The organism is Rhodococcus sp. MEB032 (genome assembly GCF_030208925.1).
GTDB lineage: Bacteria > Actinomycetota > Actinomycetes > Mycobacteriales > Mycobacteriaceae > Rhodococcus_F > Rhodococcus_F qingshengii.
Map to the genome: position 1 here is coordinate 52,878 of NZ_JARVSY010000046.1, position 26,629 is coordinate 79,506.

The following is a 26,629-nucleotide window of genomic DNA, read 5'->3' on the forward strand; positions in this document are numbered from 1 at the left end:
CATGAGATTAGCCCGAGCGTGTGACGAGCAATTGTGCGGCACACAATTTGTGAGCTGTCTCACGGAAGTCCGTGATCTTGCGATCGCGCACTACCTCTCGGCGGTACAAATCCGTGCCGACTGTCACGCGACGGGGTTGCCTTCGATGACAGTTCTCGACGTCAGATTATTCCCCTCACGCGCCTGCGATGCATCCCAGAGTCCCGAGTAGTGACCACCGGCATACCGCAGAACATCGTGCGGGCCGTATTCAACGATACGTCCCCGGTCAACTACGACAACGAGGTCCGCTCGGGCAGCTGTCGCGAGGCGGTGAGCTACGACGACGGAAGTCCGTTTCCGGGTGACCGACCGACTTGCTTCGAGCACCATTCGTTCGGTCGCGGGATCGAGCGTCGCGGTCGCCTCGTCGAGGAGCAGAAGGTCCGGGTCGACGAGTTCGGCACGGGCCAATGCGATCAGTTGGCGTTGGCCCGCCGAGAGCCCCTGGCCGCGCTCGCCGACGGGATGATTCATGCCTCCACGCATGTGGGCTATCGAATTCAGTGCGCCGACGGAACGTGCCGCTTCCTCGATCTCCGCGTGCGACGCCGACGGCCTGCCGTACGCGATGTTGTCGGCGACCGTGCCGGTGAACAGATGGGCTTCTTGTGGGACCACGCCGAGGCGACGTCGGTATTGCGAGAGGTGGAAGTTCCGGATGTCGGTTCCGTCCACGTCGACCGATCCGGACGTCGGGTCGTAGAAGCGGGCGAGCAACTTCACGACCGTCGACTTCCCGGCACCGGTTCGGCCGACCAGAGCGACGGTCGTGCCCGGCGGGATTTGCAGATCGAAATCGGAGAGGGCGTCGACGTCCGCACCCGAGTACCGGAACCCGACCCCGTCGAGATGGACGGCGCCGTCGAGTCGTCCGGAGATCGCGATCAAATCCTCGCTGTCGGCAGTCTCGATCGAACTGCGAGTGCGCAGCAGGTCGCCGATTCGTTGCAATCCGACGTTTGCCTGTTGGTAACCATCGAACACTTGTGAGAGTTGCTGAATCGGTCCGAACAGCAGACCGAGGTAGAGCACGAAAGCGATCAGTACGCCGGGCGAAGTCGATCCGTTGGCGATCTGGTGCGCACCGACGAACACGACCGCGGCCAACGCGAGGTCGGACAGGAACGAAATGAAAGGGAAGTAGATCGAAATGGCTCGCTGCGAGCGCATCCGCGATCGGCGGTAGCTCTCGGAGCGTTCTGCGAACCTACGCGCAGCACCTTCTTCGCGGCGGTAGGCCTGAGCCGCTCGCAGACCGGCGATGTTCTCCTGGAAGTCGGCATTGACGAGCGAGATCCGTTCGCGGGACTGGCTGTAGGCAACCGAGGAGATCTTGCGGAAGACCACGGTCGCGACCACGAGCGGTGGGATGACGGCCAGCGCCACCAGGCCGAGCGTCACGTCGGTCGCCAGGAGGGCGATCGAAATTCCGCCGACGGTCAGGACGCTCACGATCGCCGTCGACATACCGGTTTGGATGAACGACGAGAGCGCGTCGACGTCGGTGGTCATACGCGTCATGATGCGGCCGGACAATTCCCGTTCGTAGTAGTCCAGACCCAGGCGCTGCAAGTGTGCATAGCTGCGGACGCGGAGCCCGAACAGCACGCGTTCACCGGCTCGGGCCGTGAGCACCGTCATGACCGCCACGATGACCCAGTCTGCGGCGACCAGGAGCGCGCCGAACGCCGTCGCGATCCAGAGTGTGGTGCTGTCTGCGGTCACGACTCCGTGGTCGATCGCATATCTGACGAGAGAGGGAAATGCGATCGCCGCGGCGGAGTCCAGGGCAAGGCACACGACAACCGCCAGTAGAACCCAGCGGACCGGCCTCAAGATCTGTCGGAGTGAGAACTGTGGATTCGATTCGCGCAGGCTCTCAGGAGCAATTCCGGGGTCTTCGCGTGCGGGTGGGAGAGCGTCGACTGCTGCCCGCAGAGACGGAGTCACCGCGATTCCGCTGAGCGCTCCGGCCATCGGTCCGCCGGCACTCTGCGCCGAAGCGGTAGTGCTGTCGGCTTCGGATTCCGGAGCCTGCGGCCACAGCTGCTCGGCTGTGGGCTCGCGGCGTTGATGTCCGAAAGCATCAGGGCCGGCCTCGTCGATTTCGGCGGATAGTTCCGGCGGCGAGGAGAACAGGGCGCGAAAGAGCGGACATCGCGCTTCCAGCTCGTCCACGGTTCCGGAGTCGATGATCCGTCCGCCGTCGAGAACCGCGACGCGATCTGCCAGCGTCAAGGTGGATCGGCGGTGCGCGAGGATCAGCGTGGTTTGCCGTCGTCTGGCCCGGAACGCGTCGAAGATCGCAGCCTCGGTTGCCGCATCGACCGCGGAGGTGGCGTCGTCGAGGACCAAAATCCGCGGGTCGACGAGGAGAGCTCGGGCAAGCGCGATGCGCTGACGCTGGCCGCCCGACAGCGTCAGACCTCGTTCACCGACAACGGTGTCGTATCCGTCCGGGAGTGCCTCGATGAAGGTGTCTGCCTGTGCCAATGCAGCTGCGGCGCGGATGTCCTCGTCGGAGGCGTCCTCGCGCCCCAGTGCGATGTTGGCGGCGATGGTGTCCGAGAACAGGAAAGGTTCGTCGAAGACCAGGCTGACGGCGGCACGAAGCTGTTCTGTGCGCAGTTCGCCGATGGGGAACGTCTCGCCCGCGGTATCGACGGTCACTACACCCGAAGTCGGGGCGTAGAACCGGGGGAGAAGCAAGGACAACGCGGTCTTGCCCGACGCGGCCGGCCCCACGACGGCGACGGTCTCGCCCGGTTCTATGCGGAGGTTCAGCCCGGTCAGGACGTCGCGTTCGGTGTCGAATCCGAATGCCACGTCGTCGAAGGTGACTCCGAGAGGACCGTCGGGCAGGTCCACCGGATGGTCTGGATCGGCGATGTCCGGCTGAGCGTTGATGACGTCGTAGACACGCTCTACAGCGGCGCGCGCCAGCTGCGCCATGACGATGACCGACGACAGAGTTCGGGTGACGCCGGTCATCGTCACGATGTAGGTGGCGAACGCGAGAAACGTTCCCACGGTGATCTTGTCGTGCAGTGCGAGATACCCGCCGAGGGCGATCACTCCCACCTGCCCCAGCTGGGGCAAGGCGGCCATGGTCGGCGCGAATTTCGCGTTCAACCACGCGGCGCGAAGACGCTCCGAATACAGCGTGCGGCTGTGCTTTTCGAGTTGGTCGACGGCTCGTTGTTCCTGCCCGAATCCCTTGACGACGCGCACGCCCGTGACGGTTTCCTCGACATGTTGGGCGAGGTCGGCGGCCCGCTGCTGCGCGGACCATGTTGCGGCGAAGAGCATCGGTCGCATCAGGAACACCACCAGCCCGACTGCGGGGATGACGGCGACAGCGACGAGAGTCAACAGCGGCGAGAGCCACGTCATGATGCCGATCGCGAGCACGAATTGCAGGAGCGCACCCGCGGACATGGGCACCATCGCGAGCAAACCCTGGACGAGTTGTAGATCGGTGATGGACCGGGATACCACCTGGCCTGTGCGGATCTGATCCTGCCCGCGTCCGTCGAGGCGTTGCAGCGAGCCGAGCAGGGCGAGCCGCAAGTCGTGTTGAACATCGAGCGAGAGTCGGCCGGCAAGCATCCGTCGGCCGTACTGGCACGCGAAGCGGACGACCGCGAGCAGCGCGATCGCCAGCGCGACGAACCCGATCACCTTGCCTGGGTTCTCCTGGCTTGCGGCGTCGAGCGCATAGCGGGTCAGAAGAGGAAACGAGATGTCGATCGCCGAAGCGATGACGGTCACCAGAAGCGCGCCGATGGCAACTCTTCGGTGCAACCAGCATGCGTGCGCCAAGCGGCGGATCCAGCCCGGAGCTCGATCGACCTCTCCAGCTACCGGACTGTCCGTGTTGATCGTGTTCATCGAGATCCACGGTAGACCCGGCCCCAGACAGCCTTTTCAGGTGATGTCGCGGGTCCTGGTCCGCAGCCAACCGAGCCCGCAGAACAGAACCACCCAAGCTGCCAGCATCATCGGGCCGCTCGGCCAGGACGCAAACGCGTCGACGTCGATCGACGGGGCCGCATTGATGATCGTGCCGATCGTGGCCGACACCGGAAGCGCGGCCCCGACCCCGCCGAGATCCATCGCGAGCAGCACTGCGCGGACGATCCATTCACCGAAGACGAACCACAGGATGACCGAGAGGGCACCGGCCATCGACGAACCGGTGAGCAGTGCCACCCCGGCGCCGAGCAGTGCCCACAGAGCGCACGCCAGAATGCCTGCGGCGCAGATGGCGAAGAGATCGGTGGTGAAGCTGAAGTCCCGGCCGAAGAGCAACATCGCGCCGATGCTGACTACTTCGACCGCCAACGCGTAGCCGACGGCGAATACCGCGACGACGGCAAGTTTTGCGCCGAGAACTCCGTCACGGCCGCGAGCTGTGAGGAACGTCGTGGTGAGAGTTTTGTAGCCGAATTCGGATCCAGCGGTGAGTGCTCCGAAGACAGCCGCGAACACCAGGACAAGCGTGTTGGAGACACCGAGGCTGACGCCGGTGGACACGACATCGACGTCGAAGGTGGTGTCTGCCGAATCGGCCACGGCTTCGACGAACGTCCTGGTGGAGGCAGCAATCAGCACGGCCACGACGACCGGTGCGATGGCCAGTGCCCACCAGTAGCGCAGGGTGAGAACTTTGAGTGTCTCCGCGCGCACGAGCGTGGTCATCGGTGTCCTCCGGAAGGTCCGTATGCGGCAGGGCCGTAATAGCCCGGTCCGGAACCGGGACCGGGTGGGCGGTGGTATCCGACCTGGGGAACCGCGTACTGCGGTGTTGTCATCGCGAGGAACAGTTGCTCGAGATCTGCGCCTTCGGTTGCGACGCCGAAGATCGTGACACCGGCGGCGGATGCCACCGGTGGGAGCACCGACGTGTCGGTGCCGCCCACGGCGAGCCGTCCGTCCTGCGTGATCTGGGCGTCGATGATTCCGCGAGCGGCCAATGCCGTGGCGAGGAGCGCTGGGTTGGAACACGAGACGAGCAGTCGACTGCGCTGCGAGCGGCGAAGTTCGTCCATGGTCCCTTGGTAGACGAGTGAGCCGGCGCTGACGATGACCACGCTGTCGACGGTCGCTTCCACTTCACGAAGCGCGTGACTCGAGATCAGAACCGTTCGGCCGGAACCGGCGAAGGTCTGCAGGAACTGACGAAGCCACGCCATGCCCTCGGGGTCGAGTCCGTTCGCGGGTTCGTCGAGCACGAGGATCTCGGGATCACCGAGCATCGCGGTGGCAAGGATCAGGCGTTGGCGCATCCCGAGCGAGAAGGTGCCGGTCTTGTGGACTCCGACCGATCTCAGACCGACCATGTCCAGCACCTGCGCCGCGCGCTGAGTCGGCATGCCGATAGCGGCCGCGTAGATCTCGAGGTGTCCGAGCGCCGTTCGTTTCGGATGGAGACTGCCGACGTCGAGTACTGCGCCGACGGTCCGAGCCGGGTTGGGCAGCAAACGCATCGGGGTGCCGTTGATCGTGGCCGATCCCGACGTCGGTGACACCAGTCCGAGGAGCATCCGCAACGTGGTCGTCTTGCCCGAACCGTTCGGGCCGAGAAACCCGGTGATCGAGCCCGCCTGAACGTCGAAGCTCAGGTCGTTGACCGCGCGCGCCGCCTTGAACGTCTTCGTCAACCCACGAATCTCGATGGGGGCAGAGAAGGATCCCATTGCGGTGTTCGTCAATGCTGCTCCCGGGTCGGCGGCGAATACGTGATGCGAGCCTACGGCCCGGACGGCTATCTGCGGATGGCCCGGCGTGTCTCCGTCTGGGGAAGCACTGCGGCATCGTCGGCAGGCATCACGATCAGGTGGTCGGTCCACCTGGCCGGTGCCGGTCCGAAGGCTTCGCGCGCATTCTTGACGACGCCCTTGCCGATTGCACGGTTGCCCGCACCGCCGATGACCGCACCGATTCCGGCCGGAACGAGCTTGCCGAGGATCAGTGCGCTGCGCTTCGCGGCGTACTTGGTCACGAATTTCCGCACGAGGGTGCTGTTCATTCCCCTCATCGTGGGTCCGGGAATCTTGCTCGTGATTGCCGTTCCCCAGTTCTTGGCTGTGATTCCGGTGGCCTTCTGCACGATCTCCATACCGGATTCGCCGAGGGCGACTGCCAGGACCAGGGCACGTCTTTGCTGGTGATCCTGTACGGAGATTCCATGCACTGATGCAATTGCCAACGTCAGCAGCGCTGACGCCTCGAGGAAGAAAGCCGATTCCGCACCGACGGCAGCGATGGACGCGACCGTTCCGACGCCCGGCACGGCGGCGGTGGCGCCGACGGCACTGCCGCTTCCGGTCACGGCGAGAATGAACATCTTCTCCATCCGCTCGACGATCTGAGCAGGTGACTCGTCGGGGTGGGCCTTACGGACATGGTTGACGTATTTGGCCACTGCGGGCGCTTGCAGGCGGCTTCCGTTGTCGAGAACGGAAACGAGGACCTTCTCGATACGCCCGCTGTCGTTGTTCGTCGACTTGCTCATTGCTGCCCCTCCACAGTTGTCCTCCTCTGAAGCGAGGTGGACCGTATCTCGAGAATAGGTGAAGTTTTCGCTGGCGGCGGTGATCACCGGGGCCATAGGCTCGTACGAGACTCGGTTTTCTTCGTGAGTTTTCCCAGGCAGGAGTTCGAGTGTTATGACCGCCACTTCGGAATCTCGTTCGACGACCATCTGGCCGACGCTGCGCTACCTCGACGCCCGTGCGGCAATCCACTTTCTGGTGAGCACCTTCGGTTTCGTGGAGAAGGCCGTCTACGGAGAGGGAGACGTGGTTGACCACGCCCAACTCGACTGGCCGGGCGGTGGCGGCATCATGTTGGGTTCGCCGCGCACCGATTCTGCGATCGCCGGCCTGCCGCCTGGAATCGGTTCGGTGTACATCGTCGTGGACGACGCGGACGCCGCCGATGCACTCCACGAACGCGCTGTCGCGGCGGGCGCCACGATCACGCAGGGATTGCGCGACGAGGACTACGGTTCGCGGGGGTTCACCTGCCGTGATCCCGAAGGCGTGTACTGGAGTTTCGGCACGTACGCAGGGGAGTAGCCCCCCGCGACCTACCTGGTGGCCCAGTGCTCTGCCGGAACCACTTCCGACGGGATGGGCGGATGAGGTGGTGTGCCGTCCCCGAACGGTCGGCCACCCAACTGTTCGCGTCCGTGCGGTTCGAGCCAGTGTGTCAATTCCGGTCCCTTGGGCACGATTCCGGAGGGATTGATCTCGGAATGCACGATGTAGTAGTGCGCTTTGATCTGTGTGAAGTCGATGGTGTCACCGAATCCGGGGGTTTGGAACAGATCGCGCGCGTAGTCCCACAGCACCGGCATCTCGCTGAGTTTGCTTCTGTTGCACTTGAAGTGGCCGTGATAGACGGGATCGAACCGCGCCAGCGTGGTGAACAGGCGCACATCGGCTTCGGTGATGGTGTCGCCCACCAGGAAACGTTGCCGGGCAAGACGTTCGGTGAGCCAGTCGAGGCGAGCGAACAGCGTGTCGTATGCCTCGTCGTACGCCTGCTGTGAACCGGCGAAACCGCAGCGGTAGACGCCGTTGTTGACGTCGCGAAAAACGTACTCGGCCACTTCGTCGATTTCGTTTCGCAGAGGCTCCGGGTACAGATCCGGTGCGCCTTCGCGGTGGTACTTCTTCCATTGCGTCGAGAAGTCGAGGGTGATCTGTGGGTAGTCGTTCGTGATCACCTTGCCCGTGGCGATCTCCACCATGGCGGGCACCGTGATTCCCCTGGGGTAGTGGGGATCTCGGGCGAGGTATGCGTCCTGCAGTCGCGGGATCTTCAGTACGGGATCGACGCCTCCCGGGTCGAGATCGAAAGTCCAGCTTCGTTTGTCGTGAACCGGACCGCAGATGCCCATCGACAGTACGTCTTCGAGGCCGAGCAGGCGGCGTACGATGATGGCGCGGTTTGCCCACGGGCAGGCACGTGCCACGATCAACCGGTATCGCCCGGGTTCGACGGGATAACCGTCGCGGCCGTCCTCGGTGATCCGGGTCGGGATGTAGTTGGTGTCGCGTTTGAATTCACGACCCTCTTCGACGAATGTCGGTTCGCTCGCGCCGTCTTCCGTACTCATCTGCGGTCCCTCTCGTTCGAGTGTCAACTGGGCAGGTGCACGTGTACCCGAGCGTATGCCCCCAGAACGTCGAATTTGGCTTTACGTGGAAGCGTCGCTCCGATCGCACTGCCGCGACTTGTGCGTAGCTGCGGGATCAATCCGGAATCGAGAGCATCCTCCGCAGCGAGAAGCGTTACTGCGCAGCCGATTCCGTGACGGCGATGCGCTGGAGCAGTCAGGGTCGTGAGATCTGCCACGAATCCCTGAAATTCGGAGTACGCCGCGCATCCGAGCACCTCGGTGGAATCGGTGAGGGCGGTGAACCACCGCGTCCGGTTCCCGAGGTCGGCTGTGGTGCTGTCGTCGGGTGGGCACAGCGCAGCGACGGCGAGGGCGTCGTCGATGTCGTGGGAAATCAGTAGTTGCTCGTCGGGTGGCGCGTCCGTGTAGTCGCCGAGGAAAGCGAGATCGACGGGGCCGGTGATTCTGCCGCCGTGATCGCCGGCGATCTCGAGTAGACGCGCCGGTTGCAGCAGGGCGTCGACGGAGATGTCCTCGGTGCGCTCGATGAACCACTGCGGCCCGACGATTGCACCTGAGCCTGCCAGATCGAGAACGTGGATGTCGTCGCCGACGACGCGGGCCGTGTGTGCCGGCCGAAGTGCCGAGTCGCCGAGGCCCAGTTCACGTGCCCAAGCGAGTCGGATGATGTCGAGGTGATGTTCGTCCACTCGCTACAGGCTAGTCCGATTCGAACGGGTTGATCGAGATGGACAGAGGTCGTATATTCCATGTGGACTATTTCAGGTGGAATAGTCAAGAAATAGTCAATTGCGGCTTGTCAGGGAGGGGGACTCATGGGTGACGTGTCACTGACGCCTCTGGGAATCACCGTTCTGGGCCTGCTGTCCGAGCGTTCGATGCATCCGTACGAGATGTATCAACTTGCCTCGGTTCGCCGGGGCGATCAGTTGGTGAAGATCAAGCCGGGATCGCTCTATCACACGGTTTCCCGGCTGGAGAAGCAGGAACTTCTGGCTTCGATCGGGACCGATCGTGAGGGCAACCGGCCCGAACGGACGACGTACGAGATCACCGCCCGGGGCCGTGAGGCCCTCGAGCATCAACTACGTGAGATGTTGGCGGTTCCGGTGCGGGAGTATCCGCGGTTGCCGCTCGCGCTCGCTGAAATGCACAACCTCTCCGCGTCCACCGCGTGTCAGATGCTTCGAATTCGTCTCGCGCACCTCGACAAGACGATCGCGAAATTCGAGGTCGACTACGAAGCGGTGAAGGCGGCGGAAAAACCACGAATCTTCACGGTGGGCGCGGACTACGCCCACGCACTGACCGTCGCCGAAAGAGAGTGGATCGGCGCGTTGGTGACAGACATCGAGAGCGGCGAAATGCCCTGGCTCTCACAAGAACTTCTCGACCGGCTGGCCGGCTCCGCAGGCTCGTCCGCACTACCTAAGGACTGAAGATGGAAAAGCAGGTCAATCCCTGGCACGCGCTGTGGGCGCTGTGTATCGGGTTCTTCATGATTCTGGTGGACAGCACCATCGTCGCTGTCGCCAACCCTGCGATCATGGAGGACCTCGGCACCGACATCAACAAGGTCGTCTGGGTCACCAGCGCGTACCTGCTGGCGTACGCGGTGCCGCTGCTCGTCACCGGCCGGCTCGGTGACAGGTTCGGACCGAAGAACCTGTACATGATCGGCCTCGTACTGTTCACCGGCGCTTCACTGTGGTGTGGTCTGTCCGGCAGCGTCGAGATGCTCATCGTGGCAAGGGCTTTCCAAGGTCTGGGCGCCGCAATGATGACGCCTCAGACGATGGCCGTCATCACACGCACGTTCGCGCCGAACAAGCGTGGCGCCGCAATGGGCCTGTGGGGCGCGGTTGCCGGTGTTGCGACGCTGGTCGGTCCGCTTGCCGGTGGTGTGTTGGTCGACAATCTCGGCTGGGAATGGATCTTCATCGTCAACGTCCCGGTTGGTGTCATCGCCTTCCTCCTCGCGTGGAAGCTTGTTCCGTCGTTGCCGACCAGCGAGCACAAGTTCGACATTCCCGGCGTGATTCTCAGCGCCGCAGGCATGTTCCTGCTCGTGTTCGGAATCCAGGAAGGCAGTTCGTACGACTGGAACGGATTCGTCTGGAGCCTGATCGGCGCCGGTGTGGTGTTGCTCGCGGTGTTCGTGTTCTACCAGTCGCGCAACAAGAACGAGCCCTTGCTTCCACTCGAACTCTTCAAGGACCGCAACTTCTCGCTCGCCAACGTCGCCATCACCGCGATGGGCTTCGCGATCACATCGATGGTCCTTCCGCTGATGTTCTACACCCAGGCAGTTCGCGGACTCTCCCCGACGCAGTCGGCGCTCCTCCTCGTTCCGATGGCCGTGCTGACCGGCATTTTTGCGCCGATCATCGGCAAGCTCGTCGACAAGACGCATCCGCGCTACATCGCGGGCACCGGCTTCCTGCTGTTCGCGATCGCCCTGGGCTGGCTGGCATTGGTTATGTCTCCCGACGTCGCGATCTGGGAACTGCTCCTGCCGATCGGCCTGATCGGCTTCGCCAACGCATGCATCTGGTCGCCGCTCGCGGCCACCGCCACACACAACCTGCCTCCGATGCAGGCCGGCGCCGGCGCTGGCGTCTACAACACCACCCGGCAGGTGGGTGCGGTTCTCGGCAGTGCCGCGATCGGAGCACTGATCACCGCACGATTGGCGGCTCAGGGTCTGACCGGCGGCAGTTCCGAAGCCGGAGTGGGTCACCTACCCGAGTTCGTCCGTGAACCGTTCAGCACGGCGATGTCGGAGTCGATCTGGCTGCCCGCAGGCGTGCTGCTCATCGGCTTCGTCGCTTCGGTGTGCTTCGCTCGGCCTCTGCGCGGCGACGCACACGACGACGCGATGGCCGTCAGTGCCGAAGCGCGTCGGGAAACATCACTGCACGATTGAGATAGTCGCTCGGGTCCAGGGCTCGCTTGATCGCCCACATCGTGGCTATGTCCTCCGCAGAGAGGGCCAGGTTCAGATAGTTGCGTTTGAGCGAGCCCACCCCGTGTTCGGAACTGACGTTTCCGCCGTGATCGCGAACCAGTTCGAGGACGCTGCGGTACACGGTGTCGGCGTTCGGGCAGTTCAGGACGTTGAGGTGGATATTTCCCTCGGCGACGTGTCCGAAGAGGATCGGAATTGCCGCGGGGGCACGACTCGCGATCACCGCCGCGGCGTCCTCGGCGAAGGTGGCAAGCGAGTCCAGCGGCAGCGCCGCGTCGAATTTCAGTGGGGGGCCGAACAGTCCGACCACTTCGGCGAAACACTCCCGCGCCGCCCACAAACGCGTCGAGCCGGGATCGTCGACCGCCACGGCCGGGGTCTGCGGTGGGTCGATGCGTTCGAGCAGCTCGGCCAGGTCTTCCAGCGGATCGTGGGCCGCGGACACCTCGGCGAGGAGGTACCACGGTCGCCCCGTCGGAACCGCGGCGTTCAAATGGTGGGCGGCCAGTTCGAGACCGCGCCCGTCCAACAACTCCAGTGCGTCGACGCCGTCGAGAGTGCGCAACACTCGCCCCGCCTCGACGACGTCTTGGAGTGTGTCGAAACCGGTCAGCGATGTGACGCGGTGAGTCGGTATCTTCCGTAATTTCAGGTCGACGGAAGTGACCACCCCTAGAGTTCCCTCGCTGCCCACCCACAGTGCGGGCAGGTTGTATCCGGAATTGTCGGACAACACTTTCGGTGACCGGCGCACCGTGGTCCCGTCGGGGAGCACCACCTCGAGGCCGAGCACCTGTTCGGCCATGTTCCCGTATCGAACCGTGTGCAGCCCACCGGCATTGGTGGAGACCATGCCGCCGATCGTCGCTGTATCCCGAGAAGCGATGTCCACCCCGAATTTCAGGCGGGCGGCGGCGGCCGCCGAATGTACCTGCGCGAGTGTCGCTCCCGCACCGACGGTGATCCGACCGGCGGCAACATCGACTTCGCCGATCGCCTCGAGGCGTTCGGTGGAGAGCAGGACGTCGTCGTGCTCGGGCACCGTCCCGGCGACCAGACCGGTTCGCCCGCCCTGAATGGTGACCGGTACGCCGCGCGAGCGGCACACGTTCAGCACTGCCGAGACTTCGGCGGTATTTCCGGGTCGGACCAGAGCGCTGGCGCGCCCGCTGTAGCGCCCTGTCTGGTCGGTGGAACGGGTCGCCAACACGTCGGCGTCGTCGACGACGAACCGATGTCCCACAACGTCCGCGAGTGCATTTCTCAGACCGTCCACCCGACGATCGTAGGCCGGTTCGATGTGGCAGTGTGGCGGCATGACTGCTCCCGAATCGCATCCCACCCGTCTCGAGCGCTTCACCACCGATGGTGGTGCCGAGGTGGCTGTCCTGACGTTCGCGCACGGACCACTCAATCTGTTCGATCAGGCCATGTTCGACGCCGTCATCGCCGATGTTGCAGCGCTGACCGAAAACCCACCGCGCGCTGTGCTTCTGCGCGCGGAGGGCAAGGTCAACTCGGCCGGCGTCGACGTCCATGTGTTCGACGGACTGAACCCGGAGCAGGGAGCGGAATTGTGGCGCGAACTGTTCGCCCAGATCTGCCATCCGCTCGAGGCGTTGCCGTGCCCGGTCATCTACGCGGCGCACGGGCTGACGCTGACTGCTGCCTTCGAGATCTCCTTGGCCTGCGACATCATCCTCGCGGCGCCGAAGGCGAAGTTCGGACTGGTCGAGACAGTGGTCGGTCTGACGCCGTCCATGGGTGGACCGCAGCGTTTGGCCGAGCGCGCCGGTTCTGGACGGGCTCGGGAGTTGGTCATGACCGGCGATCTCTACGACGCCGCAACTCTGCACTCGTGGGGCGTCGTCAATGCCGTTCACGACGATGTCGATGCTGCGGCGCGTGCCCTGGCGGCCCGGTTGGCGGACGGGCCCACGCGAGCCCACGACGCCACCAAGCAGATCGTGGCGGCCTGGCGTTCCGGCGGGATCGCCCACGCGGATTCGGTGACTCCCGGGGTGTCCGGTGCGCTGTTCGCCACCGATGACCTACGCGGCGCTGTCCGCAGTTTCCTCGAGGTCGGACCGGGCAAAGCGGTCTACTCCGGAAAGTAAGTTTGCCACGATTATTGCCAGAGACCTCCACGAACTGTGATCCACGTCATATAGTCGAATGGCCGGTGGGTTGTCATTGACGTGGAGGTATCGATGCGGTCGACGCTTGTGGAATACCCGTGTTCGACTCAGCTCCTCGCCGACGCCCGTGTCACCCGTGCGGGTGACGGGGTGCTTCGGTACAGCCAACTCGACCCGTCGCTGTCCGAACTCCTCGATATCGCCGTTCATCGATTCTCCTCACGCATCGCGGTGGAGGAGGTCGACGGCGAGCAGGTCACCTTCGCGGAGTTGTGGGCCGAGGCGTCGCGGGTCGCAGGCGGGCTGAAGTCGCGAGGCGTCGAGATCGGTGACCGTGTGGCCATTCGCGTCGCCGCCGGGGTGAGGTGGATGGAGGCGTGCCTCGGCGTCATTCTCGCCGGCGGTGTTCCAGTCTCCGTGGGTGTTCATCTGAGTGACGACGCGGCGGACTTCGTCATCGCGGACAGTGGCTCGGTGTTGGTGCTCGACGGGGAACTCCCACACGGTGTTCCGTTCATCGACGACGGTGCCGCCCCGGAGGAGATGGCGATCCTCGCGTACACCGCCGATTCTTCGGGCGAAATGCTGGGCGTCGAGTTGAGCAACGAGAACGTGCTCTCCGCCATCGTCGGCATTCTGCACTCGCGCGATTACGGCGTCGAAGGTGTGCGCAATCTGTTGGTGGACAATGACTTCAAGTCGGTACGGCAATTCGTGCACGTGCTCGCGACGTTGGTGGTCGGTGGAACGGTGGTCCTCGCCGGCGACTTCTGGCGTGAGAGTGTGCATACCGTCGACATCGTGACCGGGCGGCCCGAGGACCTGCTCGAGCCTCGGTTGCTCACCCTCGGGCCGGCGGCGCGTGCCGGTTCGAGGTCGGTTCAGTGGATCGATTGCAGCGGGTCGCCGATCACGGCCGAACAGGAAGCCAAGCTGCTGACCCTGTTCCCGGCTGCTCGGCATGTGATCGGGTGGGGCAAAACCGAGACCTGTGGGGCTGGTCTCATTCTGCCAACCGAGTCGGCACCCACCCACCTCGGTAGCGTCGGAATCGCTTTCGGTGGAATGGAAGTGGCGTTGTACGGCCCGGATGCGCCAGGTGGTTTCGGCGAGTTGTTGTGCCGTGGACCGAGTGTCACGCGTCGGTATTGGAACTCGCCGCAAGCGACCTCGACGAGGTTCACCCAGGGGTGGTTCTGCACTCACGACACCGCGCAGATCGACCCCGATGGCTTCGTCCGTATTGTCGAACGCAACGTCGCGTAGTCACGCGAGCGTGGTCGACAAACGAGAGGGACATCATGGCGGACGAGGTTCTCACCGAGCGGCGCGGGCGGACACTGATCATCACCATCAACCGGCCCGAGGCGCGTAACGCCATCAACTCGGCGGTCAGTCACGCATTGGCCGCTGCGGTCGAAGAGCTCGATGCGGACGACGATCTGTCCTTGGCGGTGCTGACAGGAGCCGGCGGAAACTTCTGTGCCGGTATGGATCTGAAGGCATTCGTGGCCGGCGAGAACGTACTCGTGCCGGGACGCGGTCTCGGATTCACGGAAGGGCCGCCGCGTAAGCCGATCATTTCGGCGGTCGAGGGCTTCGCGTTGGCAGGCGGCACGGAACTCGTGCTTGCCACCGACCTGGTGGTCGCGTCGTCCGAAGCGAAGTTCGGTATCCCGGAGGTCAAGCGAGGGCTGGTCGCAGGTGGAGGCGGATTGTTGCGCCTGCCCAAGCGGATTCCGTACCAGAAGGCATTGGAACTGGCCCTGACCGGTGACAGTTTCACAGCCGAGGAGGCCTACCGCTACGGCTTCGTGAACACGTTGACCGAGCCGGGTAAGGCGCTCGAAGGCGCGCTGGAGCTGGCTGATCGCATCACCCGCAACGGACCGCTCGCGGTTGCGGTCACCAAGGAGATCATCGTCAAGGCCGGCGGTTGGTCCGACGACGAAGCTTTCGCGAAGCAGTTGCAGGTCATGGCGCCGGTGTTCGCGTCCGAAGATGCACGCGAGGGCGCGACGGCGTTCGCCGAGAAGCGCGCCCCGGTCTGGAAGGGGCGGTAACACCGACATGGCTACACCTGTCGCAGAGCTGCACATGCACATCGAGGGTTCTCTGGAACCCGAACAGATTTACCGACTTGCCGAGCGCAATCGAATGGACTTGCCGTACAAGGACATCGACGATCTGAAGTCGAGGTACGAGTTCACCGATCTGCAGTCGTTCCTCGATCTCTACTTCGCCAACATGGCCGTCCTGCGCACCGCGGAGGATTTTGCCGACCTGACGCGAGCGTACTTCCGCCGCGCGGCTGCCGCCGGCGTCGCGCATGCCGAGTTCTTCTTCAATCCACAGGCGCACGTGGTCCGTGGTGTTCCGCTGACCGAGGTCCTGGACGGGATCATGGATGCGGTGGCATCGAGTGAGCGCGAGTTCGGGCTCAGCAGCGCGGCAATCGCCGCCATCCTCCGAGATCAGCCCGTCAAAGACGCCGAGGAGATCTTCTCCGAGATAATTCGCCTGCAGGCTCCGATCGTCGGGCTCGGACTCGACTCCGCGGAGGTCGGCAACCCGCCGTCACTGTTCGAGGACGTGTTCGCCCGCGCGCGTGCCGAGGGTTTGCACGTTGTGGCTCACGCCGGTGAAGAGGGACCGCCCGAGTACATCTGGCAGGCGCTCGACATTCTCGGCGCCGAGCGGATCGACCACGGAGTCCGGGCACTCGAGGATCCTGCCCTGATCGAGCGTCTGGTCGACGAGGAGATTCCACTGACGGTCTGCCCGTTGTCGAACGTTCGTCTGCGGGTGTTCGATTCGCTGTCGGATCATCCGCTTCGATCGATGCTCGAGATGGGTTTGATCGTCACGGTCAACTCCGACGACCCGGCCTACTTCGGGGGATATGTCGACGACAATTTCACCGAACTGGGCCGAGCCCTGGGTCTGACGGAGGCCGAGCGAGACACCCTCGCCCGGAACTCGATCAAAGCCTCGTTTGCGAGCGATGCGCGAAAAGCGGAACTGCTGCGGCACTGAACGTCAGTCGCCGAGCACCTGACGCAAGTACTCGTTGTCGAACACACGATTCGCGTCGTACTTGTCTCGAACGGCGACAAAGTCGTCGAGTCGGTCGTACGTAGGACGCAGGTCGTCGACGGTCCGGTTGTGCATTTTTCCCCAATGCGGCCGGCCGTCGACGGCGCGCGCGATGGCTTCCACCGCGGCGAAGTACTCCGTTTCGGGTCGGCGGTGGTACTGGTGTACCGCGATGTATGCGGTGTCGCGTCCGTGAGCAGTGGAGAGCCAGAGGTCGTCGGCGGCAGCAAAACGTACTTCGACGGGGAAAGCGACGTTGGTTCCGGACTTCTTCATCCAGCGATCGATTTCGTGAAGTGTCTCGGTGACGTGTTCGCGCGGAATCGCGTACTCCATCTCCTTGAACTTCACGCGGCGCGAAGACGCGAATACCCGGTAGCTGCGATCGGTGAACTCGCGGGCGCCGAGCAATCGGGACGACACGTTGTTGATTCTCGGGATCGCGGCCGGTGCCAGGGTGGCAACGCGGTTGACACCTTCGAAGAGTGTGTTCGAGAGGAGTTCGTCGTCGACGAACGCGCGGACCTTGCCCACCGGATCGGGTTCGGTATCTCCGGGCAGTCGCGTATTGCTCTTCGTCAGGACACGATCGGTGTGCGGGAACCAGTAGAACTCGAAGTGATCCAGGCCCAGGCGATCGCCCTCGAGGGTGTCCAGTATGTGAGACAGCGTGTCGGGTTCCTCGATTGCGCGAAGTGTGAATCGCGGAACGCAGGCGAGAGTGATCTTCGAAATGATGCCGATTGCGCCCAATCCGAGGCGGCCCGCTTCGAACAGCTCGACGTTTTCGTCGGCGCTTGCGGTAACGACGGATCCGTCGGCGAGAACGATCTCGATTCCGCGAATCTGTGTGGCGATACCGCCGAATCGTGCGCCGGTGCCGTGCGTGCCGGTGGACGTCGCGCCGGCCAGTGACTGGACGTCTATGTCACCGAGATTTGCCATCGCATATCCGCGTTGCCACAAGGCGTCGTTGAGAGCATGAAGGCGAGTGCCTGCAAAAACAGTGACCAGCGCACCGTCGTCGGTCGGTGTGATCGAGTCGATTCCGCTCAAGTTGTCCAGGCTGACGAGGACACCGTCAGTGACCGCGACACCGGTGAACGAGTGGCCGGCGCCGACGGCCTTCACACGTTGGCCACGCGAGGCGGCCTCGGCGACCAACGACGAAAGTTCACGGGTATTTGTCGGCGTCGCAAAGCGACGCGGCGCGGCGCTTTGAGTGCCCGCCCAGTTCTGCCAAGTGTCCGAAGCCATTACGCAATAATGTACTTGGACGGTCGTCCAGGCAAGTATTGCGCGAAGATTTTGTCATTTGCGTTCTACGATCATTGGATGCTGAACAGGCTCCCGGCGGACGAACGCCGCACACAATTGGTCGAGTCCGCCTTGTCTATTGCGGAACAGCGCGGTGTCAGTTCTGTGACGGTAAGGGCGGTGGCAGAGGAGGCCGGGGTATCGCTCGGCGTCGTTCATTACTGCTTCGAGAGCAAGGAAGCGCTGATCGCGGCAATGGGTGAAACGCTCATTCTGCAGCTCAGTGCGTCGATGCAGTATGCGTTCGCGCAGGTCCGCCATGCGCCGGATCTCAGTGGCGTGCAGGGGCTCAGGGAATTGCTGCACATCGGCCTGACCGGAATGTGGCCGACCATCGAGGCAACCCCGGATCGCCAGTTGTTGACCTACGAAATTACTGCGCAGGCACTGCGTAGTCGCAATCTCGGAGCCGAACGTGCTGGGGCGGTTGCATTTGAGCAGTACCGAATCATGGATGAGCTCGCGGTGTCGTTTCTCGAAGAGTGCGCCAAGATATCGGGCACGGTGTGGACGGAGCCGTTGAGTTCGATTGCGCGACTGAGTCTTGCGATGATCGACGGCCTTGTTCTGCGATGGCTGGTCGATCGTGACTCCGACGCGACTATTGCCGAGTTCGGAGAAATGGTTCAGGTAATCGCCAACAAAGCCGTGGTCGCGCCTCAGTAGAACCGCAATCCTGGACATACGTCCAGGATTGGTGATTGACTGGTCGCACGCCGCGACGATTGGATCATCTGTGACCAGGACCCTTGATCGACTCACTGCTGCCACGCGAGAACTCGACCCGCCTCTGGCTGCTCTGGATCTGACCACACTGCGCAGTAATGCAGCCGACCTGGTGCGCCGCGCCGGTGGAACCCCGGTGCGAGTGGCGAGCAAATCGGTTCGTTGTCGGACGGTTCTGGCTGAAACTCTCGGCGACACACTGACCGCGTCCGGCGGATTCCGCGGAATCATGGCGTACTCACTGCGCGAGGCTCTGTGGCTGGTCGGGCTCGGCGCACGGGACATCCTGATGGGGTACCCGACCGCCGATCGTGGCGCCATCGCGGATCTCGCTGCCGACGACACCGCTCTCGCATCGATCACCTTGATGGTCGACGACGATGCGCAGTTGGACCTCATTCGTTCGGCGTCGACGGGGGATGCGCCTGTCCGCGTGTGTCTCGACGTCGACGCGTCACTGCGGATCGGCCCGATCCATCTGGGCGTACGACGCTCGCCACTGCGCGAACCTGGCGCGGTCGCCGCACTCGCGGCGCGTGCGCGCCAACGCGGATTCTCCGTCGTCGGAGTGATGTTCTACGAAGCCCAGATTGCCGGCCTTCCGGACACCAGTGCTCCGATCGGTTGGGTCAAGAAAGCCTCTGCCCGCGAATTGGCGTCCAGAAGGGGCGCTGTGGTCGCGGCCGTCACCGATGCCGTGGGTGCACTCGAGATCGTCAACAGCGGCGGTACGGGGTCGCTGGAGGTCAGCTCGGCCGATCCTGTGGTGACCGAGGTAACAGCAGGCTCCGGACTGTACGTACCGACCCTGTTCGACCGCTACCGCGCCTTCCGTCCCGATCCGGCGCTGTTCTTCGCACTGTCGGCCGTGCGCAAGCCGACGCCGTCCGTCACGACCCTGTTCGGCGGCGGATACATCGCGTCGGGACCTGCCGGAGCCACCCGCGTTCCGTCGCCGGTCTGGCCCGCTGGTCTCAAACTGCTCCGCAACGAAGGTGCCGGCGAAGTCCAGACGCCGGTCACCGGGAAGGAAGCCGGAAACATCGCGATCGGCGACCGCGTGTGGTTCCGTCACGCCAAGGCCGGCGAGCTGTGCGAGCGCTTCGACCGCGTGTACGTGGTCGAAGCCGACGGCACCCGAACCTCGGTTCCCACCTATCGCGGCGAAGGGCAGTGCTTCGGGTAGGGCAGTGTTTCGGGTAAGGCAGGCTTCGGCTAGCTCGTCAGCCTCATGAACGCGCCCAGTTCGACCAATCCCGCAGGCGTACTGGGCATGTACTGCGTCAACGCGTGCGATCGGACGATGATCGCGCACCACTTGCCGCGTGAGACAGCAACATTGAGGCGGTTCCGCGACAGCAGGAACGACATCCCTCGCGGGACGTCCTCGACGGCAGATGCGGCCATCGACACGATTGCCACCGCAGCCTCGCGGCCCTGGAACTTGTCGACGGTCCCGACCTCGACCTCCGTGAGACCGGCCTCGGTGAGATCGCGCTCGACGGTGCCCACCTGGGCGTTGTACGCCGCGACCACGAGAATGTCCGACTGCTCCAGCGGCCTGGTTCCCTCGAACTCGCTCGGGTCGGTCCAAGGCGTACCGAGAAGGCCCTGGATCTGGCGAACGATTTCCTGGGACTCTTCCGGGGAGTAGGTGGAATTGCCGCGGTGATCGACGAACACCGTGTGTACTCCGGCAGCGAGTCCGTCGAGTTTTCTTGCCGCACTCACGGTTTCCTGGGAATGCAGCTTGCCCTCGTACGACAATGCGGACACGGGCGCACACAGATCCGGGTGCATCCGCCACGTTTTCTCGAGGAAGTAGCCGAGTTCGGGTGGCAGTGCGCCGTGTCCCTCGGCGAGCCAACCGAGTGCCGATTCGTCGACCGGTTCGGGGTGAGTGCCTTGGCTCACCTGCGGCAACTGCTGCGGATCGCCCAGCAGCAACAGGTTTCGCGCGGAAATCGCGACGGCAATGGTGTTCGCCAGCGCGAATTGGCCTGCTTCGTCCACGACGAGCAAGTCCAAGCTGCCCGCTGGAACGCGATCGGTGTTCGAGAAGTCCCACGCAGTGCCGCCGATGACACAGCCGACGCCTTCGGCCTCGGCGATGAATCCCGCATATTCTTCGGATGCGATGTCCTGCCATTCTGCGGTCTTGCTCCGGCTGCCCTTCTTCGCGACCAGTGCAGGGTCCACGCCGGCCTTCAGAATGCCGCCAAGCATGTTCTCGACCACCGAATGTGATTGTGCCACCACGCCGATTCGCCAATGGTGTTGTTCGATCAGTGTCTTGACGACACGAGCGCCCGTGTAGGTCTTGCCCGTACCAGGGGGACCTTGCACCGCCACGTAGGAATCGTCGAGGTCGAGAAGTGCGGCGGTGATGGCGTCGGCGTAGTTGTTGTCGGTGCCGACAGGTGGCAGCGGTGAACCCGAGAGGGTTCTCGGGGTGCTGCGCCTGAGAATGTCGACTGCCGCGATGTGTGGCAGTTCGGGCAGGCTCTCGCTGGCGTCGGACGCGGCAGCGGCGATGGACTTCTCCATGCGTCCGGTGGGAATCGGACGACCAGGTGCCAACGCGACCGGGGAATCGATGTATTCGTCACCGCTGAGCAGTTCTTCGACGGTGACCACGTCGAGTCCTTCGGACTTGACCACGGCCGTGACCTTGACGCTGCTGGTGCCGCGTTGGGCGGGGTTCTCGCTTGCAACGGCATCCGGGGAGGGGGTTGCGTAGAGAGCAAACAGATCACTGCCCGGGCTCAAAGACGTTCCGGTGCCGAAACTTCCGGTCAGCTGAATGTGTCGACGGAACTTCTTCTGACGTGGGGTGCTCTTGTGCCAGTCCGCCTCGATTTCGGACTGTTCGACCACCATGACGTCGCGGATGTCCACCAGGTCTTCGATCGGTGTGACCAATCGGTCGAAGTGGGCCCACCAGTACGGCTTCCGCTCACGATTGTGGTAACCGACTGCTGCGGCCAATAGAGCAGCAGCCTGCTGATCGGGGGTGCGTGTCGAACCGGCCTTGTGGCCGGCGAAGTCGCGGAGTGCGATTTCCGATTCGGTGAGCTCCTCGAGTGGAATCTTGATCTGCCCGGTCGGCTCACGAAGTTCGACACCATGTTCTGCGGCGCGCTCGGCAAGCCAATCGCGCAGGCGCAGAGTGGATTCGCAGTCGTACTCGTTGTAGTCGGAGATGCCCTGAAGAAGTTCCCTGGCCTGGTCGGCTTGTCCGCCGTCGCGCAATTCGCAGTAGTCGGCATAAGCGACAACCGAAGCGGCGGCATTGGTCACGTCACCGTCACGGCCGTGCTCACCCATGTAGAGCGGCTCGAGTTTCTTGATGCTGTACGAGCGTTGTCCGATCCGCAGGCACGCGCGGACGATCGGGTACAGGTCGACGAGCACGTTCTCGCTGAGCAGGGTGTCCACGGTCTGCTCGCCGACACCGTGACGTGCGGCCAAGCGCAACAGCGCCGATTTCTCGTACGCGGCGTAGTGGTAGATGTGCATGCCTGGATGAGCTTCTCGACGCGCGGTGACGTAATCGAGGAAGTCGAGGAGCGCCTGGCGCTCACCCTCGCGATCGTGTGCCCAGAACGGCTTGAACACGTAGTCGTCCGCAGGCCCTTCGACCACACCGAACAGATACTCCAACCCCCAATCGGTGGACCCGTCCTCGGCCCAGAGCGGATCGCCCTCGAAGTCGAAGAAGATGTCGCCGTCGTCGGGGATGGGGAGTCCGCCGAGCGCCGAGGGTTCGTAGACCTCGAATTCGGCGTCGCCGGACAGTTCCTGGCGTAGTTGAACCGCTGCCTGTGCACGGAGCTTGTCGAGTGTTTCCCGGCGGATTCCCTCGACTGGGCCGGTGCTCGCGGCGAGTTCGTCGATTGTCGTGATCCCCGAGACGATCAGCTGTTCACGCTGATTGCCGCGGACACCCGCAACCAGCAGCAGGTCTCGATGGCTTTCGACCTCGACGCTGCAGGTGTCGCATCGACCGCAACGCAGGTACCGATCGTCGAGCCACTGTGTCGGTTTCCCCTCGGCGCGGTGCTCGTCGAGGACTCGTTCGAGTTCAGCTCTACGTGCCGCGAATACCGGCGCGATGTCTCCGATGTCGTGCGACGACGTGCTGCCGTCGCCTAGCAGTAGATGAACTTGATCGGAGGCGGCAATTGCATTGCGCTCCAACGCATCCGCGTATGCGGCGAGTTGTAGAAGTGCCGACACCTTGGCGTGCCGGGAGAGCTTGCTGTCGTAGACCGCGTAGGTGTCGCCTTCGCGGACGAGGAAATCGCAGAACCCGAGGAATCGGCCGTCGAAAAAGGTTCCCTGATAAATGACTGGCGCGCCCGATCGTGCTGCCTCGACGGTGGCCAACGTGGCAGCGGTCAGGCCTGCGCGTGAGTGTTCCGGTCGCGCCATGACGACGACGCCGTCTCCGTGCTGATCGATGAACTTCTGAAGCTGTTCGCGCTCGTGCGAGTCGCCGAGGCTCGACGTCCGCTCGAGCATCGGATCCGCCTCGGCCGCCTCGGCTGAGATCAGACCGGTACGGGCGTCGAGTTGCCGCAACAGTGCGAACTCGCACGAGGCCGCAGCCGAGAGGTCGCTGGCGCTGTAGACGATCTGATCATCGAGTAGGAACACACGGAGATTGTGCCATCGCTCACCGACAAGGCAACCCACCAGTAATCGCCCACCGCCCGCGGATACCCGTAGGAGAGTGCAGAATGACGAGCATGCCCTTCTTCGACGGACGAACCGGTCAGGTGCACTTTCGGCATTGGCCGGCGGCAGGGGGCGCAGTGCCCACTGTGTCACTGGTCTTTCTGCACGGTCTCGGCCAGCACAGCGGCCAGTATCACCGCTTCGCGGGCGCAATGACGGCGTCGGGGATCGACGTGTGGGCGATCGATCACACCGGGCACGGTTTGTCAGAGGGTGATCCGGGAGTCGGGGCTCCGCTCTCCGATCTTGCTGCCGATGCAGCCGCGCTCGCTGACATCGCCTTGGCGGAACTGCCCGAAGTTCCGCAGGCGGTGATGGGTCATTCGTTAGGTGCCGTGACGGCGCTGACGATGCTGGCTCATCGCGATCACGATTTTGCCTCCGCAGTGCTGTGCGGCATCCCGCGCAGTGCGGTCGAGCAACACGGGTGGGCGGAACTCTCCGACGCGGGCATCCCAGTCCTGGTCGTTCACGGTACCGACGACCGGATCGCCCCGGTCGATCCCGTCCGGGACTGGGCGCGGACGCTGCGCAACGTCGAGATGCGCGAGTTCGAGGACGCCGGTCACGACCTGCTGCACGAGAAGGTTCACGCCAGTGTCACCAACGTCAGCCGTGAATTCCTTCTCGCGCATTCCAGGTAGTCCTCTCAGGAGAGCGCGCCGAGCACCTCTTTCGACGTGACGGGGTGCGAGAACATCGGGTAGTCGTAGGTGATCGCGTTCTCGTGTTCGGCGACCGAAGTGCCTGCCACGCAATCGGTGAGTGTGATGACCCGGTAACCGTTCTCGTATCCGGTGCGCATGGTCGATTCGACGCAGCAGTTGGTCAGGAAACCGCCGAGAAGGATCGTGCGAATTCCTTTGCTACGCAGAATGAAATCGAGGTTGGTGCTGGCAAAAGTGTCGAGTCCACGCTTGCCCTCGATGACGATGTCGCCGTCTTTCGGAGCGAGGTCGTCGACGATAGCGGCGCCCCACGAACCCTTCACGAAGGCCTTTCCGTCGACGACGCCCTTGAGGATTCCGTACGGATGCGAGGTGATTTCGTTGTACCCCTCGGCGAAGGTGATCGGTGCGTGCATCACGGTGACACCCGCCGCACGGGCCGCATCGACCAGCGCGGCGGTGTTCGCGAGGAGTCCGTTCGATTCCATGACCGGTGCGACGGCCTCGTGAAGAACACCGCCCTCGGTGGTGAAGTCGTTCTGGTACTCGATGAGCACGACGGCGGTGGTCGCGGGATCCAATTCGAGCTTGTCGGTCATGGTCGGCACCTTCTCTGTTGTGGTCCGGGTCACGAATCTCCTCAATTAAACAGTTTGTCAGACAAGCAGGCAAGGGGTGGTAGCGTCGCGGCATGGATACGACTCCGTTGTCGCGCATGCCGCTCAGCCTTGCCGTGTCGGGACGAATCCGTGCTGCCATACTCGACGGCTCGCTTCCCGTCGGCGAGGCATTGCCCACCGAACAGGAACTTGCACAGACGTTCTCGGTGGGGCGATCGACGGTCCGTGAGGCGCTTCGTGTCCTGCAAGCGCAGGGATTGTTGACCGGCGCGGACACCACTTCTACTGCCAGGCCTCGGGTGACGCACGAGCATACGGCCGATTCCGCGGCCACAGCTCTCAGCACGGCGTTGCAGGTGGGTGCAGTTCCATTGGGCGATCTTGTCGAATTGCGAGTGCTGCTCGAAGCTGCTGCGCTGCGCACTGTCGTCGCGGTGCCGAACGGCGCCCGGGATGCGATCGAGCGGATGCGCGTCGCAACCCTTGCCGACGACTCGGTCGCATTCCACGACGCCGATGTCGACTTTCACGTTGCGCTGGCCGGAGCGGGCGGGAACAAGGCGTTCGGGTTGGTCATGACGGTTCTCCGCGACAGCATCGCCGGCTACCTGCTGAGCGAACTCGACTCGCGCGAGAACTCGGCGGCCACGCTCGGCGCACTGTTGGCCGAGCACGAGGGTATCGCCGACGCGATCGAGCGCGGTGCAGCTGACGAGGCCGCCGTTTTGGTCGAGCGCCATGTGCGCGGATTCTACGAAGGACGAACACAATGACCACGAGTATCGATCTGTTGGGTGAACGCTTGCAGAAAGCGGTGGGGGACAGGGCGACAACCGATCCCGACCGAATGGGCGCGTACGTCCGGGATCAATCACTGCTCACCGCAGCCGGAAGGCCCGCCGCGCTGGTCAAGGCGAAGACGGTCGACGACGTCGTTGCGGTCATGACGGTGGCCCACGAACTCGCCGTTCCGGTGGTGACACGAGGGGCAGGTACCGGGTTGGCCGGCGCCGCCAACGCACTCGACGGATGCATCGTCTTGAGCGTCGCGGGCATGGATCGAATTCTCGAGATCGATCCTGCCGCGCGCACCGCCACGGTGGAGCCCGGAGTGATCAACGGTGACCTGGCGGAAGCTGCTGCACAGCAGGGTCTTTGGTACGTACCGGATCCGGGAAGCCGGTCCATCTCGAGTATCGGCGGCAACCTGGCGACAAATGCAGGCGGCATCTGTTGCGCCAAGTACGGCGTCACCGGTGATCACGTCGCGGCCCTGACAGCGGTACTGGCGGATGGGCGTGTGATCCGTACCGGTGCACGAACGCGCAAAAACGTTGCGGGGCTGGACCTGACACATCTGCTCGTCGGGTCGGAGGGCACTCTCGCGGTCATCGTCGAAGCCACGATGCGGTTGCGTACGGCGCCCACTGCCGCGACCACCGTCGTTGCGTTCTTCGATTCCGCGGAGTCCGCGATCGATGCCGTACTCGCCGTGTCGGCAGTGGCCGAACCGTGTCAGATGGAGTTGATGGACGACGTCACCATCGGCGCCGTCAATCGGCTGACCAAGATGGGGCTGGACGAATCGGCCGGGGCGATGCTACTCATCCAGTGCGACGGTAGGTCGGCGGCCGCCGAGGCAGCGGACTGCGCCGCGGCGTGCGAAAGTGCCGGGGCCCGAGAGGTTTTCCACACCGACGATCCGGTGGAAGGTGAAGAGTTCACCGCCGCGCGCCGCATGGCCTTGCCGGCTCTCGAGGCGTTGGGCACGGTACTTCTCGACGACGTCGCGGTGCCGGTGCCGGCGTTGCCGTCCATGTTGGAATGCATTCGTGAAGCGGCCGATCGCCACGGCGTCACGATCGGAACCTTCGGTCACGCCGCCGACGGTAATCTCCACCCGACCATCGTGTTCGACGCTGCCGAACCGGGTGCGCAGGATCGTGCGCGCGGAGCTTTCGACGACATCGTTGCCGGCGCACTGGCGTTGGGCGGAACGATCAGCGGTGAACACGGTATCGGGGTTCTCAAAGCGCCGTACATGGCGGACATGGTCGGCCAGACCGAACGCGAAATGATGCTTGCAGTCAAGGCCGCATTCGATCCGAAGAACGTTCTCAATCCCGGACGAGGTATCTGAGCGGTTCGTCCGTGCCTCAGCC

Annotated in this window: 22 protein-coding genes; 12 read left to right on the forward strand and 10 right to left on the reverse strand. The window is 63.8% G+C overall.

Annotation, left to right across the window (positions count from 1 at the left end):
* Window positions 1-123 precede the first annotated feature (123 nt).
* The 4 genes from QRN54_RS30725 to QRN54_RS30740 form a co-directional block, all read right to left on the reverse strand.
* Window positions 124-3,933, reverse strand: a complete 3,810-nt coding sequence (locus tag QRN54_RS30725) for an ABC transporter ATP-binding protein (protein WP_285183854.1) — start codon at window positions 3,931-3,933, stop codon at window positions 124-126.
* A gap of 36 nt (window positions 3,934-3,969) precedes the next feature.
* A complete protein-coding gene (locus QRN54_RS30730) occupies window positions 3,970-4,743 on the reverse strand; it encodes an ABC transporter permease (RefSeq protein WP_007736136.1) in 774 nt (257 codons plus the stop codon).
* Complete coding sequence (locus tag QRN54_RS30735; RefSeq protein ID WP_007736138.1) at window positions 4,740-5,741, reverse strand: ABC transporter ATP-binding protein; 1,002 nt, start codon at window positions 5,739-5,741, stop codon at window positions 4,740-4,742. The genes QRN54_RS30730 and QRN54_RS30735 overlap by 4 nt, the downstream gene beginning before the upstream one ends.
* A 68-nt stretch (window positions 5,742-5,809) precedes the next feature.
* Window positions 5,810-6,559, reverse strand: coding sequence for a hypothetical protein (locus QRN54_RS30740; RefSeq protein ID WP_003945111.1), 750 nt, complete (start codon window positions 6,557-6,559; stop codon window positions 5,810-5,812).
* A gap of 154 nt (window positions 6,560-6,713) precedes the next feature.
* Between QRN54_RS30740 and QRN54_RS30745 the strand changes: the two genes are divergently transcribed.
* On the forward strand, window positions 6,714-7,124 hold the full coding sequence (locus tag QRN54_RS30745) for a VOC family protein (protein WP_003945129.1): 411 nt from the start codon (window positions 6,714-6,716) through the stop codon (window positions 7,122-7,124).
* A gap of 11 nt (window positions 7,125-7,135) precedes the next feature.
* Here QRN54_RS30745 and QRN54_RS30750 read toward each other — a convergent pair whose 3' ends face one another.
* Both QRN54_RS30750 and QRN54_RS30755 read right to left on the reverse strand, forming a co-directional pair.
* Complete coding sequence (locus QRN54_RS30750; protein WP_003945145.1) at window positions 7,136-8,170, reverse strand: glutathione S-transferase family protein; 1,035 nt, start codon at window positions 8,168-8,170, stop codon at window positions 7,136-7,138.
* Window positions 8,171-8,193: 23 nt separating this feature from the next.
* Window positions 8,194-8,883: a GNAT family N-acetyltransferase gene (locus tag QRN54_RS30755; protein ID WP_003945114.1), complete on the reverse strand. Its 690-nt coding sequence runs from the start codon at window positions 8,881-8,883 to the stop codon at window positions 8,194-8,196.
* A 126-nt stretch (window positions 8,884-9,009) separates the two neighbouring features.
* Between QRN54_RS30755 and QRN54_RS30760 the strand changes: the two genes are divergently transcribed.
* Together QRN54_RS30760 and QRN54_RS30765 are read left to right on the forward strand one after the other, a co-directional pair.
* The gene (locus tag QRN54_RS30760) at window positions 9,010-9,633 is read left to right on the forward strand and encodes a PadR family transcriptional regulator (RefSeq protein ID WP_003945150.1); all 624 of its coding nucleotides are present in this window, start codon (window positions 9,010-9,012) and stop codon (window positions 9,631-9,633) included.
* A gap of 2 nt (window positions 9,634-9,635) precedes the next feature.
* On the forward strand, window positions 9,636-11,120 hold the full coding sequence (locus tag QRN54_RS30765) for a DHA2 family efflux MFS transporter permease subunit (protein WP_003945132.1): 1,485 nt from the start codon (window positions 9,636-9,638) through the stop codon (window positions 11,118-11,120).
* Here QRN54_RS30765 and QRN54_RS30770 read toward each other — a convergent pair.
* Window positions 11,080-12,480, reverse strand: coding sequence for an FAD-binding oxidoreductase (locus tag QRN54_RS30770; protein WP_285183855.1), 1,401 nt, complete (start codon window positions 12,478-12,480; stop codon window positions 11,080-11,082). The genes QRN54_RS30765 and QRN54_RS30770 overlap by 41 nt on opposite strands.
* Here QRN54_RS30770 and QRN54_RS30775 point away from each other — a divergent pair.
* The 4 genes from QRN54_RS30775 (at window position 12,479) to QRN54_RS30790 (ending at window position 16,336) form a co-directional block, all read left to right on the forward strand.
* Complete coding sequence (locus QRN54_RS30775; RefSeq protein WP_007736151.1) at window positions 12,479-13,279, forward strand: enoyl-CoA hydratase/isomerase family protein; 801 nt, start codon at window positions 12,479-12,481, stop codon at window positions 13,277-13,279. The genes QRN54_RS30770 and QRN54_RS30775 overlap by 2 nt on opposite strands.
* A gap of 93 nt (window positions 13,280-13,372) precedes the next feature.
* The gene (locus QRN54_RS30780; protein ID WP_058037452.1) at window positions 13,373-14,566 is read left to right on the forward strand and encodes a class I adenylate-forming enzyme family protein; all 1,194 of its coding nucleotides are present in this window, start codon (window positions 13,373-13,375) and stop codon (window positions 14,564-14,566) included.
* Window positions 14,567-14,601: 35 nt separating this feature from the next.
* Complete coding sequence (locus QRN54_RS30785; RefSeq protein ID WP_003945127.1) at window positions 14,602-15,363, forward strand: crotonase/enoyl-CoA hydratase family protein; 762 nt, start codon at window positions 14,602-14,604, stop codon at window positions 15,361-15,363.
* Between the two features lie 7 nt (window positions 15,364-15,370).
* On the forward strand, window positions 15,371-16,336 hold the full coding sequence (locus QRN54_RS30790) for an adenosine deaminase (RefSeq protein WP_003945144.1): 966 nt from the start codon (window positions 15,371-15,373) through the stop codon (window positions 16,334-16,336).
* Window positions 16,337-16,339: 3 nt separating this feature from the next.
* Here QRN54_RS30790 and QRN54_RS30795 read toward each other — a convergent pair whose 3' ends face one another.
* On the reverse strand, window positions 16,340-17,653 hold the full coding sequence (locus QRN54_RS30795; RefSeq protein WP_042450351.1) for a D-arabinono-1,4-lactone oxidase: 1,314 nt from the start codon (window positions 17,651-17,653) through the stop codon (window positions 16,340-16,342).
* Window positions 17,654-17,731: 78 nt separating this feature from the next.
* Between QRN54_RS30795 and QRN54_RS30800 the strand changes: the two genes are divergently transcribed.
* Window positions 17,732-18,379 carry a TetR/AcrR family transcriptional regulator gene (locus tag QRN54_RS30800; protein ID WP_020908434.1) on the forward strand — a complete coding sequence of 216 codons (648 nt, stop codon included), beginning with the start codon at window positions 17,732-17,734 and terminating at the stop codon, window positions 18,377-18,379.
* 70 nt (window positions 18,380-18,449) lie between these two features.
* Window positions 18,450-19,625, forward strand: a complete 1,176-nt coding sequence (locus QRN54_RS30805) for an amino acid deaminase/aldolase (RefSeq protein WP_007736155.1) — start codon at window positions 18,450-18,452, stop codon at window positions 19,623-19,625.
* A 29-nt stretch (window positions 19,626-19,654) separates the two neighbouring features.
* Here the strand turns inward: QRN54_RS30805 and QRN54_RS30810 are convergent, their stop codons facing one another.
* A complete protein-coding gene (locus QRN54_RS30810) occupies window positions 19,655-23,098 on the reverse strand; it encodes a TM0106 family RecB-like putative nuclease (protein WP_285183857.1) in 3,444 nt (1,147 codons plus the stop codon).
* Between the two features lie 83 nt (window positions 23,099-23,181).
* Between QRN54_RS30810 and QRN54_RS30815 the strand changes: the two genes are divergently transcribed.
* Entirely contained in the window at window positions 23,182-23,823 is a 642-nt protein-coding gene (locus QRN54_RS30815; RefSeq protein ID WP_276117410.1) for an alpha/beta hydrolase, read from the forward strand.
* A 5-nt stretch (window positions 23,824-23,828) separates the two neighbouring features.
* Here the strand turns inward: QRN54_RS30815 and QRN54_RS30820 are convergent, their stop codons facing one another.
* The gene (locus QRN54_RS30820) at window positions 23,829-24,446 is read right to left on the reverse strand and encodes a cysteine hydrolase family protein (protein ID WP_285183858.1); all 618 of its coding nucleotides are present in this window, start codon (window positions 24,444-24,446) and stop codon (window positions 23,829-23,831) included.
* 92 nt (window positions 24,447-24,538) lie between these two features.
* On the opposite strand from QRN54_RS30820, the gene QRN54_RS30825 reads away from it, so the two are divergent.
* A complete protein-coding gene (locus QRN54_RS30825) occupies window positions 24,539-25,240 on the forward strand; it encodes a FadR/GntR family transcriptional regulator (protein WP_007736157.1) in 702 nt (233 codons plus the stop codon).
* Window positions 25,237-26,607 (forward strand): FAD-binding oxidoreductase, encoded by a 1,371-nt coding sequence (locus tag QRN54_RS30830; RefSeq protein WP_228401170.1) that lies wholly within the window; start codon window positions 25,237-25,239, stop codon window positions 26,605-26,607. The genes QRN54_RS30825 and QRN54_RS30830 overlap by 4 nt, the downstream gene beginning before the upstream one ends.
* Window positions 26,608-26,629: the final 22 nt, after the last annotated feature.

What these genes read in the sequence shown, in the direction of transcription:
- QRN54_RS30750 (WP_003945145.1), bottom strand. Translation starts at nt 8,170, where the DNA reads ATGAGTACGGAAGACGGCGCGAGCGAACCGACATTCGTCGAAGAGGGT.
- QRN54_RS30745 (WP_003945129.1), top strand. Translation starts at nt 6,714, where the DNA reads ATGACCGCCACTTCGGAATCTCGTTCGACGACCATCTGGCCGACGCTG.
- QRN54_RS30800 (WP_020908434.1), top strand. Translation starts at nt 17,732, where the DNA reads ATGCTGAACAGGCTCCCGGCGGACGAACGCCGCACACAATTGGTCGAG.
- QRN54_RS30775 (WP_007736151.1), top strand. Translation starts at nt 12,479, where the DNA reads ATGACTGCTCCCGAATCGCATCCCACCCGTCTCGAGCGCTTCACCACC.
- QRN54_RS30780 (WP_058037452.1), top strand. Translation starts at nt 13,373, where the DNA reads ATGCGGTCGACGCTTGTGGAATACCCGTGTTCGACTCAGCTCCTCGCC.
- QRN54_RS30725 (WP_285183854.1), bottom strand. Translation starts at nt 3,933, where the DNA reads ATGAACACGATCAACACGGACAGTCCGGTAGCTGGAGAGGTCGATCGA.
- QRN54_RS30765 (WP_003945132.1), top strand. Translation starts at nt 9,636, where the DNA reads ATGGAAAAGCAGGTCAATCCCTGGCACGCGCTGTGGGCGCTGTGTATC.
- QRN54_RS30825 (WP_007736157.1), top strand. Translation starts at nt 24,539, where the DNA reads ATGGATACGACTCCGTTGTCGCGCATGCCGCTCAGCCTTGCCGTGTCG.
- QRN54_RS30770 (WP_285183855.1), bottom strand. Translation starts at nt 12,480, where the DNA reads ATGCCGCCACACTGCCACATCGAACCGGCCTACGATCGTCGGGTGGAC.
- QRN54_RS30740 (WP_003945111.1), bottom strand. Translation starts at nt 6,559, where the DNA reads ATGAGCAAGTCGACGAACAACGACAGCGGGCGTATCGAGAAGGTCCTC.
- QRN54_RS30735 (WP_007736138.1), bottom strand. Translation starts at nt 5,741, where the DNA reads ATGGGATCCTTCTCTGCCCCCATCGAGATTCGTGGGTTGACGAAGACG.
- QRN54_RS30760 (WP_003945150.1), top strand. Translation starts at nt 9,010, where the DNA reads ATGGGTGACGTGTCACTGACGCCTCTGGGAATCACCGTTCTGGGCCTG.
- QRN54_RS30790 (WP_003945144.1), top strand. Translation starts at nt 15,371, where the DNA reads ATGGCTACACCTGTCGCAGAGCTGCACATGCACATCGAGGGTTCTCTG.
- QRN54_RS30785 (WP_003945127.1), top strand. Translation starts at nt 14,602, where the DNA reads ATGGCGGACGAGGTTCTCACCGAGCGGCGCGGGCGGACACTGATCATC.
- QRN54_RS30820 (WP_285183858.1), bottom strand. Translation starts at nt 24,446, where the DNA reads ATGACCGACAAGCTCGAATTGGATCCCGCGACCACCGCCGTCGTGCTC.
- QRN54_RS30830 (WP_228401170.1), top strand. Translation starts at nt 25,237, where the DNA reads ATGACCACGAGTATCGATCTGTTGGGTGAACGCTTGCAGAAAGCGGTG.
- QRN54_RS30815 (WP_276117410.1), top strand. Translation starts at nt 23,182, where the DNA reads ATGACGAGCATGCCCTTCTTCGACGGACGAACCGGTCAGGTGCACTTT.
- QRN54_RS30795 (WP_042450351.1), bottom strand. Translation starts at nt 17,653, where the DNA reads ATGGCTTCGGACACTTGGCAGAACTGGGCGGGCACTCAAAGCGCCGCG.
- QRN54_RS30730 (WP_007736136.1), bottom strand. Translation starts at nt 4,743, where the DNA reads ATGACCACGCTCGTGCGCGCGGAGACACTCAAAGTTCTCACCCTGCGC.